General features: G+C 60.2%; 9 protein-coding genes. 7 read left to right on the forward strand and 2 right to left on the reverse strand.

Annotation, left to right across the window (positions count from 1 at the left end):
* Positions 1-42: 42 nt before the first annotated feature.
* Positions 43-1,617, reverse strand: a complete 1,575-nt coding sequence (locus tag MRX98_RS08805) for a bifunctional GNAT family N-acetyltransferase/carbon-nitrogen hydrolase family protein (protein WP_246905741.1) — start codon at positions 1,615-1,617, stop codon at positions 43-45.
* Between the two features lie 77 nt (positions 1,618-1,694).
* Positions 1,695-3,080 carry a DNA recombination protein RmuC gene (locus MRX98_RS08810; RefSeq protein ID WP_246905744.1) on the reverse strand — a complete coding sequence of 462 codons (1,386 nt, stop codon included), beginning with the start codon at positions 3,078-3,080 and terminating at the stop codon, positions 1,695-1,697.
* A 457-nt stretch (positions 3,081-3,537) separates the two neighbouring features.
* Here MRX98_RS08810 and MRX98_RS08815 point away from each other — a divergent pair, with 457 nt between their 5' ends.
* The 7 genes from MRX98_RS08815 to MRX98_RS08845 all read left to right on the forward strand — a co-directional run bounded on the left by MRX98_RS08815 (position 3,538) and on the right by MRX98_RS08845 (position 13,779).
* Complete coding sequence (locus MRX98_RS08815) at positions 3,538-5,112, forward strand: acetyl-CoA decarbonylase/synthase complex subunit delta (protein WP_246905747.1); 1,575 nt, start codon at positions 3,538-3,540, stop codon at positions 5,110-5,112.
* Positions 5,113-5,161: 49 nt separating this feature from the next.
* On the forward strand, positions 5,162-7,198 hold the full coding sequence (gene cooS, locus MRX98_RS08820) for an anaerobic carbon-monoxide dehydrogenase catalytic subunit (RefSeq protein WP_246905750.1): 2,037 nt from the start codon (positions 5,162-5,164) through the stop codon (positions 7,196-7,198).
* Positions 7,199-7,235: 37 nt separating this feature from the next.
* Positions 7,236-9,449, forward strand: coding sequence for an acetyl-CoA decarbonylase/synthase complex subunit alpha/beta (gene acsB, locus MRX98_RS08825; RefSeq protein ID WP_246905753.1), 2,214 nt, complete (start codon positions 7,236-7,238; stop codon positions 9,447-9,449).
* 79 nt (positions 9,450-9,528) lie between these two features.
* Positions 9,529-10,875: an acetyl-CoA decarbonylase/synthase complex subunit gamma gene (gene acsC / locus MRX98_RS08830; RefSeq protein WP_246905768.1), complete on the forward strand. Its 1,347-nt coding sequence runs from the start codon at positions 9,529-9,531 to the stop codon at positions 10,873-10,875.
* 170 nt (positions 10,876-11,045) lie between these two features.
* On the forward strand, positions 11,046-11,942 hold the full coding sequence (locus MRX98_RS08835; protein WP_246905781.1) for a dihydropteroate synthase: 897 nt from the start codon (positions 11,046-11,048) through the stop codon (positions 11,940-11,942).
* A 192-nt stretch (positions 11,943-12,134) separates the two neighbouring features.
* On the forward strand, positions 12,135-12,617 hold the full coding sequence (locus MRX98_RS08840) for a cation:proton antiporter regulatory subunit (RefSeq protein ID WP_246905784.1): 483 nt from the start codon (positions 12,135-12,137) through the stop codon (positions 12,615-12,617).
* Between the two features lie 13 nt (positions 12,618-12,630).
* Positions 12,631-13,779, forward strand: a complete 1,149-nt coding sequence (locus tag MRX98_RS08845) for a cation:proton antiporter (protein WP_246905787.1) — start codon at positions 12,631-12,633, stop codon at positions 13,777-13,779.
* Positions 13,780-14,338: the final 559 nt, after the last annotated feature.

Here is a 14,338-nt window from a genome sequence, read left to right on the forward strand (position 1 = left end):
CAGCACGCTTGATCCCGCCGTTTGCGGTTGCACCAGCCGCTGTTATTGCCCCGTCCAATGGAGATGGTACAAATCGTGGCGCCGGTCGCGCAGGTTCTTCACCGTACCGCTGTTGCGGGCCGCCATGAGCGTGTTGGGCCGTACATCGGCGATGGCCACGGTCTCCACGTTGGGGGTCGTGTCGGCGGCGATGCCGTCCCGCGCAAAGGGAAAATCGCAAGGGGTGAGAATGCAGCTCTGGGCGTACTGGATGTCCATGTTGGCCACATTGGGCAAATTGCCCACGTTGCCCGACATCACCACATAGATCTGGTTTTCCACGGCCCTTGCCTGGCAACAGTAGCGCACCCGCAGATAGCTCTGGCGTTCATCGGTGCAAAAGGGGACAAACAGGATCTGGATGCCTTGATCCACCAGATGGCGCACCAGTTCGGGGAATTCGGCGTCATAGCAGATCAGCACCCCGATGGGGCCGCAGTCGGTCAGGATGGCATTCAGACTCTCGCCCCCTTCGATGTTCCACCAGTAATCCTCATTGGGGGTGGGGTGAATCTTGGTCTGCTGATGAATCGAGCCATCCCGCAAAAAGACATAGGAAATGTTCTCCACGCGGCCGGCATCGACCCTGGTGGGATGAGACCCTGCGATGATATTGATGTTGTACCGCAAGGCCATGTCGCGCAAGGCCTCCTTGAAACGGGGCGTGTATTTGGTCAAGGCCTCGATGGACTCGGCCGGCGTCAGTTCCTGATCCTCGATGGAGAGCAACTGCAGGGTCAACATCTCGGGAAACACCACGAAGTCCCCCTTGTACTCGGCCACCACATCCACGAAGTAGGCCACGAAACTGACAAACTCCTCGAAGGAGCGCACCCGGCGCTGTTTGTATTGCACCGTCCCGATGCGCACCGTGTCGGGCAACCGGCCGCCGTAGGCCTTCTTGCGCACCGAGGAATCCCCCTCCCCCACCTTGGGATTGCGCCACACCATGTGGATGCCATACCCCATGGAGTGATGGTCTTCGGGCAGGTAGCCTTTGATCACACCGATCACTTCGAAACCGTTGTGCAGTTGGAAAGAGAGCACCGGATCGCGCGCCTTTTTATTTTGCACCTGTTCGATGTAGTTTTCGACGCTGCCGAATTTCTTGATGCGCTTGGAGAGGGTGGGCAAGCGCCCGGCGAAAACAATCCCCTTGAGCCCCTTTTCCTGACACAGCTTTTTGCGCGCGTTGTAGAGTCGCTGGCCCAGGCGGTAGCCCCGGTAATCGGGGTCGACACACACCTCCATACCGTAAAGCCAGTCCCCTTCCGGGTCGTGGTTGGCGGCATAACCGTTGCCGGTGATCGCCGCCCAGGTGTGGGCCTTGAGCGCCCGTCGCCCGTCCACCATGAAGGTGACGCAGTAACCCACCACTTTGGAACCCACGACAATCACAAACTGGCCTTCGGGAAAGTTGTTGATCTGACCTCTCACGGCGCCTTGGGTGTACCCCTTCATGACGGTGTCGGCATAGACCCGTTCGGTCAAATCACAGATGGCCGGCACATCGCTCAGACGGGCATTGCGAACCTCCAAACGGCTTTTGGTATTGGCAAGACGACTGGTGTTGCTCATATCGGTTGTTTGCACTCCTTTTTTAGTGGTCGATATCGGGTCGGGATTGAATCAGGCTCCGGAAAGGGTAACATGCTTTATTCATCGGTATCGGCATCGCTGCGCGCCTCCCCCGCCTTTTCGACAAGCGAGGGCGGCAGGGATTTGGCCGCTTTGGCACCCAACGCTTTGAGCGCCTCGGTACGCCGGACCAGATTGCCGTTGCCGCTGACCAGACGGTCATGGGCGGTGTGATAGGCACCGCGGGCGCGATCGAGCATCTGTCCCACCTCCTGCAGCGCTTCGACAAACCCCACGAATTTGTCATACAATGCGCCGGCTCTCCGGGCAATCTCCAATGCATGGCGACTCTGGTACACTTGGCGCCACATGTGCGCAATGACCCGCAAGGTAACCAGCAGCGTGGAAGGGGTGACCACCACGACGTTGTTTTCCAGCGCCTCGGTGAACAACGTCCCATCCTTTTCCACGGCAGCCAGAAAAGCGGCTTCGATGGGCACGAACATCAAGGCGAAATCAGGACTGAACAGACCCTCCAAGTCGGTATAATTTTTCGCGGCCAGGGATTGGATGTGACGGCGCAAGGATTGGACGTGGCGCTCCAGGTGCAGCTCCCGCTCCGCCGCGGTCTCGGACCGCTGATAGGCTTCGTAGCTATTGAGCGACACCTTGGCGTCGATCACCACATCCCGGCCCTCGGGCAATCGCACAACGGCATCGGGTATGAACCGTCGCCCATCACGATCCCGCAGGGCGACCTGTGTATCGAACTCCCGACCCTTTTGCAAACCCGCGGCTTCCAATACCCGGGCCAGCACCACTTCGCCCCAGTTGCCCCGTGTTTTGCTGTCGCCCTTCAAGGCCCGGGTCAGGTTGAGCGCCTCCTGCCCGATCCGTTGGTTGAGCGATTTCAGGTTTTGGATTTCGGCCTGCAGGGCGACACGGTCGCGGGTCTCCTTGTCGTACACATCCTCGACCCGGCGTTTGAAACGCTCGATCTGGTCCCGCAGCGGATCGATCAGGTGGTGGAAAGCCGTTTGGTGCCGCTCCACCAGCTGCCCGCCCTTTTCCTCGAATATCCGTTGCGCCAGTACCTGGAATTCGCTTTGCAGCTGTTTGCGGGCATCCTGCAACAAGGCCAATTTTTCCTCGCCCTGCTTGCGCTCCTGGTCCAGCACGGTTTCCAGCTCGGCCACCCGCACTCGCAAGGCGTTGCACCGCTCCTGCCACTGGTCGACCGCCTCTTGCCGCTCCGTTAACCGTTCCCGCAAATCGAGGACGTAATTTTGGGCCGTCGCCAAGCGTTCCTCCAGCACATCCAGGGCCCTGGCGTCGCGGTGCAGCTGCCGCCGCCAGGCTACCCGCAACCGGCTGCGCACCACCAAACCCGCCACCAAGGCGCCCATGAGGCAGCCGCCGAAAACGGCGCCGAGCCAATATGGATCACTGAGATTCGGGAACATGGTTTTATTCTCCGCTTTTACCTTAATAGCACCCTATAACTATTGACAAAAAAAAGCCCTCTATATTAATGTGGTCCCTTGGTTCGATATCAGCACCTGAATACAATTTAATATGTTGAATTTATTAAAAATCGAAACAGTATCAAATACCACCGCAAGCATGGAAAGGAGGAATCACAACCTACACCTTGAGGCGATGGGTCTGCTTGGACGCCATCCGACCCCGACGCGGCCTTCTGTTTTCGTGACCGCGTCATTCGTGCGACACGGCCACCCCCTCCGGGATGACCCGCCGCGCCCCGGACGGGGCACCTGCGATACTGGCCGGACAAGATTTTGTCAACCCCAAATGAATCGGCGACCTGCAGCACATGAACCCGCAACACTTACAACTTAAAGCAGTTACCATCTTGTCGGACTGCAACCTTTAACCGGTATCTCATTTAAGGAGGTAACATTGGCTTTCGAATTCTACAAAGAAAGTTATACCGGCAATGTTCACGAAGTCACCTTGGGCAAAGGTGACAAGGCCGTGACCGTCGGCGGTGAAACCAGCTACCCGTTTTACCTGTTCGAAGGCGAAATGCCCCACAAACCGCGCATTGCGATGGAAGTGTGGGACATCCAGCCGGAGGATTGGGCGGAAGCGGCCCTGGCGCCTTTCAAGGATGTCGCGGGCGACCCCGCCGCCTGGGCCAAAAAATGCGTCGAACAATACGGCGCCGATATGATCGTGCTGCAACTCAAGAGCACCGACCCCAACGCCCAGGATGCATCCCCCAAGGATGCGTCGGCAACGGTGAAAAATGTGCTGGCCGCCATCAACGTGCCCTTGGTGGTCTGGGGCGTGGCCAACCCGGCCAAGGATGAGCAGACCCTCAAACAGATCGCGGAGGATCACCAGGGGGCCAACCTGATCATCGGACCGGTGGAGGACAAGAACCACAAGGGCATCGGTGCCGCGGCCATGGCTTACGGCCACACCGTGATCTCCTCCTCGCCCATCGACGTCAACCTGGCCAAACAGGTCAACATCCTGCTGGAAAACCTGGGCGTCCCCATGGAAAAGGTGATGATCGACCCCACCACCGGTGGGTTGGGCTACGGCCTGGAATACACCTACTCCGTCATGGAGCGTTTGCGCATGGCGGCCCTGGCTCAGGGTGACGACAAACTGCAGCTGCCCATCGTCAACAACCTGGCCAACGAAGTGTGGAAATGCAAGGAGGCCAAACTATCGGCCGATGAAGCCCCCACCCTGGGCGACCCGGAAAAGCGGGGCGTCCTGATGGAGGCCGTGGCCGCCGTAACCTACCTGTTGGCCGGCAGCGACATTTTGATCATGCGCCACCCCGAAGCGATCCGTCTGGTCAAGAGCTACATCGACCTGATGGCCGACGGCGGCAGCGCCAACCAGGTGGCGGCCGTCGAAAAGGCCCTCGGTGCCAAGCCGGTGGATCTGGCCGCCCTGGCCCCCGCGCCCGACCTGACCATCGAGGAAGAAAAAGCGGCAAAACCGGCCCCGGCCAAAAAAGAGGCCCCCAAGGCCGAAGCGCCCAAGGCCGCCCCCGCCGCCGCCAAACCGGCCGCTCCCGCGGCGGCAGCACCCAAACCGGCGGAAGCGCCGAAACCGGCCGCCGCCCCGGCGGTGGATCCGGCCCAGGCCCAGGCGGACGCCGAAGCCAAAGCCAAGGCCGATGCCGATGCCAAGGCGAAAGCCGATGCCGATGCCAAGGCCAAAGCCGAGGCCGATGCAAAAGCCAAGGCCGAAGCGGAAGCCAAGGCCAAGGCCGATGCCGAAGCCAAGGCCAAGGCCGATGCGGATGCCAAAGCCAAGGCCGAAGCCCAGAAGCGGGAGGCCGAGGAAGACGCCCTGCGTCAGAAGCGGGCCGCCGAACGCCAAAAATTGGCCGCCCAGCGCAAAACCGCCGAATCGGAAGAGGCCGTCGCCAAAACGCCGGCCACCGTCCAACTGGACGCGCTTGACAAAATGATCAGCCAACTGGATCGCATCCACCGCCGCGTGGCCTGATCGGCCCCGCGCAGATGCGCCTGTCCATACAATCGAGGAGGAACCTCTAATGGCAATCGTAAGCAAAGTTAAGGATAAAGCGGAAGAGAAAGCCGCGAAAGTCGCCGATCCCGTGGCCGCGTCGATGGATGTCGCCACCCAACAAATGATCGCCCGCGCCCAGGAGCTGGGCATCGACACGGTGTTCGACCGGGCCGTACAGATGAAACCTTGCAACATCGGCACCCAGGGCATCTGCTGTAAAAACTGCTCCATGGGCCCCTGCCGCCTGCCGCTGCCCAAGGGCGGCATCGAAGGCGAGGACACCCGCAAGGGGTTGTGCGGCGCCACCGCCAACACCATCGCCGCGCGTAACTTCATCCGCATGATCGCCGGCGGCGCCTCGGCCCACTCCGACCATGGCCGCAGCGTGGCCGAGGTGTTCATGTCGGCCGCCCGCAAGGAGACCGACGCCTACAAGATCAAGGACACCACCAAGTTGGTGGCCGTGGCCAAGGAGCTGGGCGTGAGCACCACGGTGGAAGTGGACGGCGAGACCCGGGACCGCGACCTTGACGAAGTCGCCCTGGAGGTGGCCAAAATCGCCATGAACGAATGGGGCAAGCCTGAAGGCGAACTGCTCTATCTGAAGCGGGCGCCCCAACCGCTGTACGAAAAGTGGTCCAAGACCGGTGTCAAGCCGCGCAACATCGACCGCGAAATCGTGGAAATCATGCACCGCACCCACATGGGCGTGGACCAGGACTACAAGAACCTGATCAAGCAAGGCACCCGTGCGGCCCTGGCCGACGGCTGGGGCGGCTCCATGCTGGCCACCGACCTGCAGGACATCCTGTTCGGCACCCCCTACCCCCTGCAGTCCGAAGCCAACCTGGGCGTGATGAAGGAAGACCATGTCAACATCGTCATCCACGGCCACGAGCCGGTGCTCTCCGAAATCATCGTGGCGGTCTCCCAGCGCAAGGACATTCTCGAATACGCCAAGTCCAAGGGCGCCAAGGGCATCCAGCTGAGCGGCATCTGCTGCACGGCCAATGAAATTCTGCAGCGCCACGGCGTGCCGCCGGCAGGCACCTTCCTGCAACAGGAGTTGGCCATTATCACCGGCGCCTGCGACGCCATGGTGGTGGACATACAGTGTATTTTCCAGAACCTGGCCAACGTGGCCAAGTGCTTCCATACCAAACTGATCACCACCCACCCCATCGCCAAGATGGAGCAGGACAACGTGCTGCACATCGAGTTCGACGAACACCACGCCCTGGAAGATGCCGAGCGGATCGTCAAGCTCGCCATCGACAACTTCCAGAACCGGGGCCAGGAGGTGATGATCCCGCGCCAGAAGGCCACCCAGATCGCCGGTTTCGGCGTGGAGTCCATCCAGTATCACCTGGGCGGCACCTTCCGCGGCACCTACTATACCCTCAACGACAACATCATCAACGGCCGCATCCGCGGCATCGCCGGTGTGGTGGGCTGCAACAACGCCCGCACCCGTCACAACGAGGCCCACATCCAGGTGGTCAAGGAGCTGATCAAGAACGACGTGATCGTGCTGACCACCGGATGCAACGGCATCGCCTGCGCCATGGAAGGGTTGCTGACGCCGGAAAGCGCCATGGTCTACTGCGGTCCCGGCCTGCGCGAAGTGTGTGAAACCGTGGGTATTCCGCCCGTGCTGCACCTGGGCTCCTGCGTGGACAACAGCCGCATCCTGCTGGCGGCCACTGAAGTGGTCAAGGCCGGCGGTCTGGGCAAGGACATCTGCGATTTGCCGGCGGCCGGCAGCGCCCCCGAGTGGATGAGCGAGAAGGCCATCAGCATCGGTCACTACTTCGTCGCCTCGGGCGTCTACACGGTGTTCGGCGTCACCCTGCCCACCTCGGGTGCCCCGGTGTTCCACAACTACCTGGCCAACGAACTGGAGAAACTCTACGGCGGCAAGTGGGACCTGGAAACCGATCCGATCAAGCACGCCCAATTGATGATCGCCCACATCGACAAGAAGCGCAAGGAGCTGGGCATCGACAAGGCGCGCGATCGTGTACTGATGGACATGGCCGATCGTCAGAAGCTGGAAGCGTAGAACGCAAACAATATCCTCAACGAAGGAGGAAGCATAAATGTCTCGACTCGTCGCATTCGCCGCCATTCAGGGTGGCTACAACATCGTTTCCAAGGTGGAAGGCAAATACAAAAAAGCCCTGCAGACCTACAACGCCGACACCAAGGTGGGGTTTCCCAACACCGCCTACTACCTGCCGGTGATCTACTCCCTGCTGGGTATCAAGGTGGAAACCCTGGAAGATATGCAGAAACCGCTGGCCTTCGCCCGCAAACTGCTCCCCCCCCACGTGAAGGGCAGCAACCACCTGCCCTACCTGGGACCCCTTCTGGATGCCGGCATGGCTGCCCTGTTCGCCTTTGAACTCGAAGAGGCCCTGCGTTACCTGGAAGATCCCGATTTCTACCATCCTTCCGAGGAAGTGGACCTGGATGCCGGCAAGATCTGGCTGGGCGCCGCCGACGACACCGTCATGCGCAAGCGTGGCGTGGAGTTCGTGGACGGCTCGGCCCCCGGCTTCGCCGCCATCGTGGGCTCGGCCCCGGACGTGGACACCGCCAAGCTGATCGTGGAAGAGTACCAGCGCCGCAGCCTCTACATCTTCTGCGCCGCCAACCAGAACGGCACCACCGTCATCGAACAGCTGATCGAAGGCGGCGTGCAGGTCGGCTGGAACACCCGTATCGTGCCCTTCGGGCCGGACATCTCATCGGCCATCTTCGCCCTCGGGTTCGCCAACCGTGCCGCCATGGCCTTCGGCGGTGTCAAGCCCGGCGACTACAAGACCATTCTCAAATACAACAAAGACCGCATCTTCGCCTTCGTCAACGCCCTGGGCGATGTAAACGCCGAATGGGCCGCGGCGGCGGCCGGCTGTGTGAACTGGGGCTTCCCCACCCTGGCCGACACCGACATCCCCGAGATCCTGCCCACCGGTATCTGCACCTACGAACACGTGGTGGCCAATGTCAAACACGAAGAGATGGTGCAACGCTCGGTGGAAGTGCGCGGCCTGAAAACCACCGTCAGCCAGATCGAGATTCCCTGCGCCTTCGGCCCGGCCTATGAGGGTGAGCGTGTGCGCGGCGCCGATCTTTACTGCCAGACCGGCGGGGGCAAAACCCAGTGCACCGAGTATCTGCAACTGGCCGAAATGAACGATATCGAGGACGGCAAAGTCACCGTCGTCGGACCCGACATCCCTGACATGAAAGAAGGCGACACCTTCCCGATGGCCATCTTCATGCAGGTGGCGGGTCGCGAATTCCAGGAGGATTTCGAACCGATCCTGGAACGGCAAACCCATCATCTTATCAATTACATCCAAGGCATCATGCACATCGGGCAACGCGACATCGCCTGGGTGCGCGTCAGCAAGGCCGCGGTGGACAAGGGCTTCACCCTCAAGGACATCGGCGTTGTATTGCATGCCAAGTTCCACCAGGATTTCAACAAGATCCTGGACAAGGTGCAGGTGACCCTCTACACCAAGCCCGAAGATGTGGAGAAAATCACCGCCCAGGCCCGCGCCGCTTACAAGCAGCGGGACGAGCGCGTGGAGAACATGACCGACGAAGACGAGGAGATCTTCTACTCCTGCACCCTGTGCCAGTCCTTCGCTCCCACCCACGTCTGCACCGTCAGCCCCGAGCGCACCGGTCTGTGCGGCGCCTACAACTGGATGGACTGCAAGGCCTCCTATGAGATCAACCCCACCGGCCCCAACCAGCCCATCGAAAAGGGCGAGGTGCTCGACCCGGTGCTGGGCCAGTTCGCCGGCGTCAACGAGTTCGTTAAGAAGGCTTCCCGCGGCGCCGTCACCCACTACAACTTCTACTCCCTGGTGCACGATCCCATGACCACCTGCGGCTGTTGCGAAGCCATCGCGGCCATGCTGCCGGCCTGTAACGGCGTGATGACCGTGCATCGCGACTACACCGGAGAGACCCCCTGCGGCATGAAGTTCACCACCCTGGCCGGTGTCATGGGCGGTGGCGCTTCCTCGCCCGGCTTCGTGGGGCACAGCAAGTACAACGTCATCCAGAAAAAATTCCTCAAGGGCGACGGCGGCCTGCTGCGCATGGTGTGGATGCCCAAATCCCTCAAGGAGGAGCTGCGCGAGCGTCTGCTCAAACGTGGGGAAGAATTGGGCTACCCCAACCTGGTGGACATGATCGCCGACGAGACCGTGGGCACCACCGAAGAGGAGATCATGCCCTTCCTGCAGGAAAAGGGTCATCCTGCGTTGTCCATGCCGCCGCTGGTAGGCTGATCCATTGACAAACGGTTGACCCGGGGGTGCCTGCCATGACACCCCCGGGTCCGCACCTCATAAGATTAAGGAGAATCCAATGGCATTAACCGGTATTCAGATTTTCAAGCTCCTTCCCAAAACCAACTGTAAGGAGTGTGGCGTGCCCACCTGCCTGGCCTTCGCCATGAACCTGGCGTCCGGCAAGGCGGAGCTGGATGCCTGCCCCTATGTGTCCGATGAAGCCCGGGCCCAATTGGCCGAAGCCTCAGCACCGCCCATTCGTCCGGTAGTGGTGGGCAAGGGCGTGCGCAAAGCCACCACCGGCGGCGAAACGGTGCAGTACCGCCACGAGAAAACCTTTTACAACCCCACCCTGCTGGCCGCCGTCGTCTCCTCGGCTTTGGGCGCCGATGCCCTGGCCACCAAACTCAAGGAGTGGAACGCCCTGCAATACGAGCGCGTGGGCCTCAACCTGCGCCCCGAACTGGTGGCCCTCAAGGATGCCAACGGCGATGCCGCCGCCTTCGGCGCGGCCGCCAAGCAGATTGCCGAGACATCGGAATTCAACCTGATTCTGATGACCGAAAACGTGGACGTCATGAAGGCCGGCGTCGAGGCGGCCGGGTTCAAACGGCCCCTGCTCTATGCCGCCACGGCCGACAACGCGGATGCCATGGGCGCCCTGGCCAAGGAAAAGAACCTCCCCCTGGCCGTCAAGGCCGATGGGGTGGAAGGCCTGGTGCCTTTGACGGAAAAGCTGACCGGTATGGGACTCAAGGATCTGGTCCTCGACCCGGGCAGCCGTGAACCCAAGCAGGCCAATGCCGACATGATCGCCCTGCGTCGTGCGGCATTGAAGGACGCTAACCGTGCGGTGGGATTCCCCACCATCACCTTCCCCTGCGAAATGGCCGACAATCTGGATGTGGAGACCATGATCGGGGCCACGTTCATCGCCAAGTACGGCGGCATCGTGGTGTTGTCCGACTTCGCCGGCGAGAGCATCTTCCCGCTGCTGCTGGAACGGCTCAACATCTTCACCGACCCGCAGCGGCCCATGACCGTGACCGAGGGCATCTACGAGATCGGTACCCCCGACGAGAATTCGCCGGTGCTGGTGACCACCAACTTCGCCCTCACCTACTTCATCGTCTCGGGCGAGATCGAGGGCAGCCGTGTACCTGCCTGGTTGTTGATCAAAGACTCCGAGGGCCTATCGGTGCTCACCGCCTGGGCCGCCGGCAAGTTCGCGGGCGACGATGTGGGTATCTTCGTCAAGAAGAGCGGCATCATGGACAAGGTCAAACACACCGAACTGATCATCCCCGGTTATGCAGCAGCCATCGTGGGCGACATCGAAGAGGAACTGCCCGGTTGGAGCATCACCGTCGGCCCGCGTGAAGCGGCCCACATTCCCGGTTTCCTCAGAGAACGATTCAAATAGTCCCGTCATCGGGGATGGCCCGAGGGGCCATCCCCGTGTTGCATCCCCGGACAAACCGTTTGCAACGGGCCCCCGAATCTAGTAGAAACCGGTTCACGCCGGTCACGAAGGGTGGCCGGCTTCCGCGACACGCAACCCACACACTGTGAACGCATAACAAGGGAGGTCGTATGTTACTCATCGGCGAAAGTTTGAACGTAATATCCACAAAGATCGGGCGGGCCTTCAAGGAACGCGATGCCAAACCGATCCAGGAAGAGGCCCTGTTTCAAAAAGAGAAGGGCATGGACTACATCGATATCAACCTCGGGCCGGCCAAAAAAGACGGCCACGAACTGATGCCGTGGGTGGTGCAGGTGGTGCAGGAGGTGGTGCCCGATCTGCCCCTGGCGCTGGACACGTCCAACATCGACGCCATCGAGGCGGCCCTCAAGGTGATCAAGCAGATCCCCAGCGGCACCCCGCACATCATCAACTCCATCATGGTGCGGCCCGAACGCTACGAGCGCATGGTGCCCCTGGCCGCGGAATACAACGCCGACTTCATCGCCCTGATGTGGGGCCCCGAAGGATTGCCGCGGGATGAAAACGAGCGCGCCGCCCTGTGCGTGGAGCTGCTCTATTTCGCCAACGAGGCGGGCATTCCCAACGAGAAAATCTGGGTGGACGGCATCGTGACCCCCGTCAACATCCAGCAGCCCCAAGCCATCAGCCTGATGGAGTTCCAGAAGATGATCCCCGATATCTCCCCCGGCGCGCGCAGCACCTGCGGCCTGTCCAACATCTCCAACGGCCCGCCCGAGCACCTGCGCCCCATCCTGAACCAGACCTACATGGTGATGCTGCAAAAGTGCGGCATGCAGTCGGTGATTTCCGATCCGCGGGACGATCAACTGACCGCCATCGCCAAGGGACAGCGCCAGGACATCGTGGATCTGATCTACGGCATGCTGGACGGCACCCAGCCGGACATGGCCGGCCTCTCCAAGGAGATGCAGGACTACGCCAAGACGGTCAACGTCATCCTGGGCAACACCCTCTACTCCGACTCCTGGTTGGAAGTGTAAAACGCCATTATCAGCCACCATCCAGCTGCCCATCGCCCCTTTCCCGATCGGAAAAGGGGCGTTTTTTTTGCAAGCAAGGGGTCGCGTGCGACACAGACAGCCTGTCAAACATAAGATAGCCCTTGGACCGGGGTCCAATCCCTGCTATTTCTGTTTACAACAAACCGTCCATATTAAAAGGGAGACCCAGCCATGGATGTCAAAACCAGCGATCTTCCGGGCATCGGCAAAAAGTACGCCTTTGGCACCGCAAATTCGGGCCATTTCGTCATCGTAATGCATCAGCAGGGCATGCGCGAGATCTATCACTTCAAGCACCCGGATGACGACGAGGCCGAATACAGTTTTCAGCTCACCGACGAAGAGGCGCGCCAGATCGGCGCCATCATGCTGGGGGTGGACTACCAGCCGGTGGCCGACGACCGCATGGAGCTTTTCTTGCGCAATGTGCGCCTGGAGTGGATAAAGGTTCAACCGCAATGCCGATTGGCCGGCAAGCGCATCGACGAATCGCGCATTCGCTCCCTGACCGGCTGCACCATCATCGGCATCCAAAGGGAAGGCGATATCATCGGCAGCCCCGACATCAGCGAAGTGATTCGCCCGGGGGACACCCTCATGGCCATCGGCAAACGCGATCAGGTCAAGGCTCTGGAAGATCTCTGCCGGGCATAAAGGATATTTTCCGATGGAAAACCTTCCATTCCTGTTGCTGGCCGGCTTGATTCTCGGCGCCTTCTTCACGGTGAGCTTCGCTTCCCAAAAATTGCGCTTGCCGTCGGTTCTGGTGTACATCGTGCTCGGCGCCGCCGTCTCCTCCTATTTCATTGACAACGGCCCGGTTCACACCGTGGCCGAAATCGGCATCGTGATCCTGTTTTTCATCCTGGGCCTGGAGTTCCCCTTGGCTCGGATGATCGTCATCGGCAAGAAAATCTGGCCCTCGGGCATGTTGGATGTGTTGCTCAACCTGGGCGGGGCAATGGCCCTGGCGTTACTATTCGGGTTGGACGCCATGTCGGCAATGGTGATCGGCTCGGTGGCCTATGCCACCAGCTCATCCATATCCGCTAAAATGCTTCAAGAACAGAAACGGCTGGCCAACCCCGAAGCGGAATTCATCCTCGCCATCCTGATCTTCGAGGATCTTGTGGCGCCCCTGTTGGTCTCCTTCATCGCCGCCATGCGCCAGGGAGAAGCCTTCACCGCGCCCTTTGCCGCGTTGTTGCTCCTGAAAATCGCACTGCTGGTGACCGGCGCGATCTTATTGGGCCACTTCGGTTTCAAACGCCTCGACCAGTTCGTGTCCCGTCATCTGCAAAAAGACTTCATGCCCCTCATGGCGGCCGCCATCGCCCTCTCCTATGCAGGGGTGGCCATCGCCTTGGGTCTGTCGGAAATATTGGGCGCCTTCTTGGCCGGCATGATGCTTTCGGAAACCGGGCGTTCATCGGATCTGGAGCACCTGCTGCTGCCCATCCGCGACATAACCCTGCCCTTCTTCTTCTTCTGGTTCGGCACCACCATCAGCCTGGGCGAAGGGGTACCCCTGGTGCCGCTGTTGTTGAGTTTGATCGCCTGGGCGGTCATCGGTAAAGTCGTGATGGCCTACTACGGCAGCCGACTCTACGGCTTGAGCCCCAAAGTGGCTTGCCGGGCAGGTTTTTCCATGGTGCATAGGGGCGAATTTTCCGCCATCATCGCCAGCCTGGCCATTCCTCAGCTCAGGGTGCTCAGCGGCATCTACATCCTGGTGACAGCATTCCTGGGCGTCTACCTGTTCCAGAAAGCGCCCGCTCTGGCCAACTGGTACCAGAAGCGAAAAGGCGCCGAATGACGGCCACTTTCAATTCATTCACAAACCATCGGTTTCGCTTTCCCGAAAATAAACCGGGCGCCCCCGATATCCGGGTAGCGCCCAGTGGGTTGACAATCAACCGATCAGCGGTATTAGATCTTGCAGGTCGACGCACCGTCGATACAATAGTTCAAATAGTAACCGATCAACAGAACGCTCAATATGATGGACAACATAAGTCACCTCCAGCCGCGACGCGTCCCGTGTAACCCGGACGCTGATTATGAACACGCTAAGGGCCAAACCCTATAACGCTTGTCTTTACATCTAATATCTAATAATTTTTTATAGTTATAAAATAACAATGGATTCCACATCGTCAAGACCGGGGGCCATGGTGGGTAGTTTAAAGTTTTAAGTTTAAAGTTTAAAGCAAGGAATTCTGTCGATTGTAGGCGGTGGGGTGGTCAAGCTGGTGTGCCCTTTGAAGTGAAATGGTTTGTGCTCGCAGGGAGGCGGGTGGGTCGGGGGGCCGGGTGCTGCAATGCGTGCAGGCGCATCGGGGCCGTTATGGGGTGGGCGCAGGGCGTTCGGCCCG

Origin of the sequence: Desulfatitalea alkaliphila (assembly GCF_022968795.1) — a bacterium.
Taxonomy (GTDB): Bacteria; Desulfobacterota; Desulfobacteria; order Desulfobacterales; family Desulfosarcinaceae; genus Desulfatitalea; species Desulfatitalea alkaliphila.

What these genes read in the sequence shown, in the direction of transcription:
- MRX98_RS08805 (WP_246905741.1), bottom strand. Translation starts at nt 1,617, where the DNA reads ATGAGCAACACCAGTCGTCTTGCCAATACCAAAAGCCGTTTGGAGGTT.
- MRX98_RS08810 (WP_246905744.1), bottom strand. Translation starts at nt 3,080, where the DNA reads ATGTTCCCGAATCTCAGTGATCCATATTGGCTCGGCGCCGTTTTCGGC.
- cooS (WP_246905750.1), top strand. Translation starts at nt 5,162, where the DNA reads ATGGCAATCGTAAGCAAAGTTAAGGATAAAGCGGAAGAGAAAGCCGCG.
- acsB (WP_246905753.1), top strand. Translation starts at nt 7,236, where the DNA reads ATGTCTCGACTCGTCGCATTCGCCGCCATTCAGGGTGGCTACAACATC.
- acsC (WP_246905768.1), top strand. Translation starts at nt 9,529, where the DNA reads ATGGCATTAACCGGTATTCAGATTTTCAAGCTCCTTCCCAAAACCAAC.
- MRX98_RS08835 (WP_246905781.1), top strand. Translation starts at nt 11,046, where the DNA reads ATGTTACTCATCGGCGAAAGTTTGAACGTAATATCCACAAAGATCGGG.
- MRX98_RS08840 (WP_246905784.1), top strand. Translation starts at nt 12,135, where the DNA reads ATGGATGTCAAAACCAGCGATCTTCCGGGCATCGGCAAAAAGTACGCC.
- MRX98_RS08845 (WP_246905787.1), top strand. Translation starts at nt 12,631, where the DNA reads ATGGAAAACCTTCCATTCCTGTTGCTGGCCGGCTTGATTCTCGGCGCC.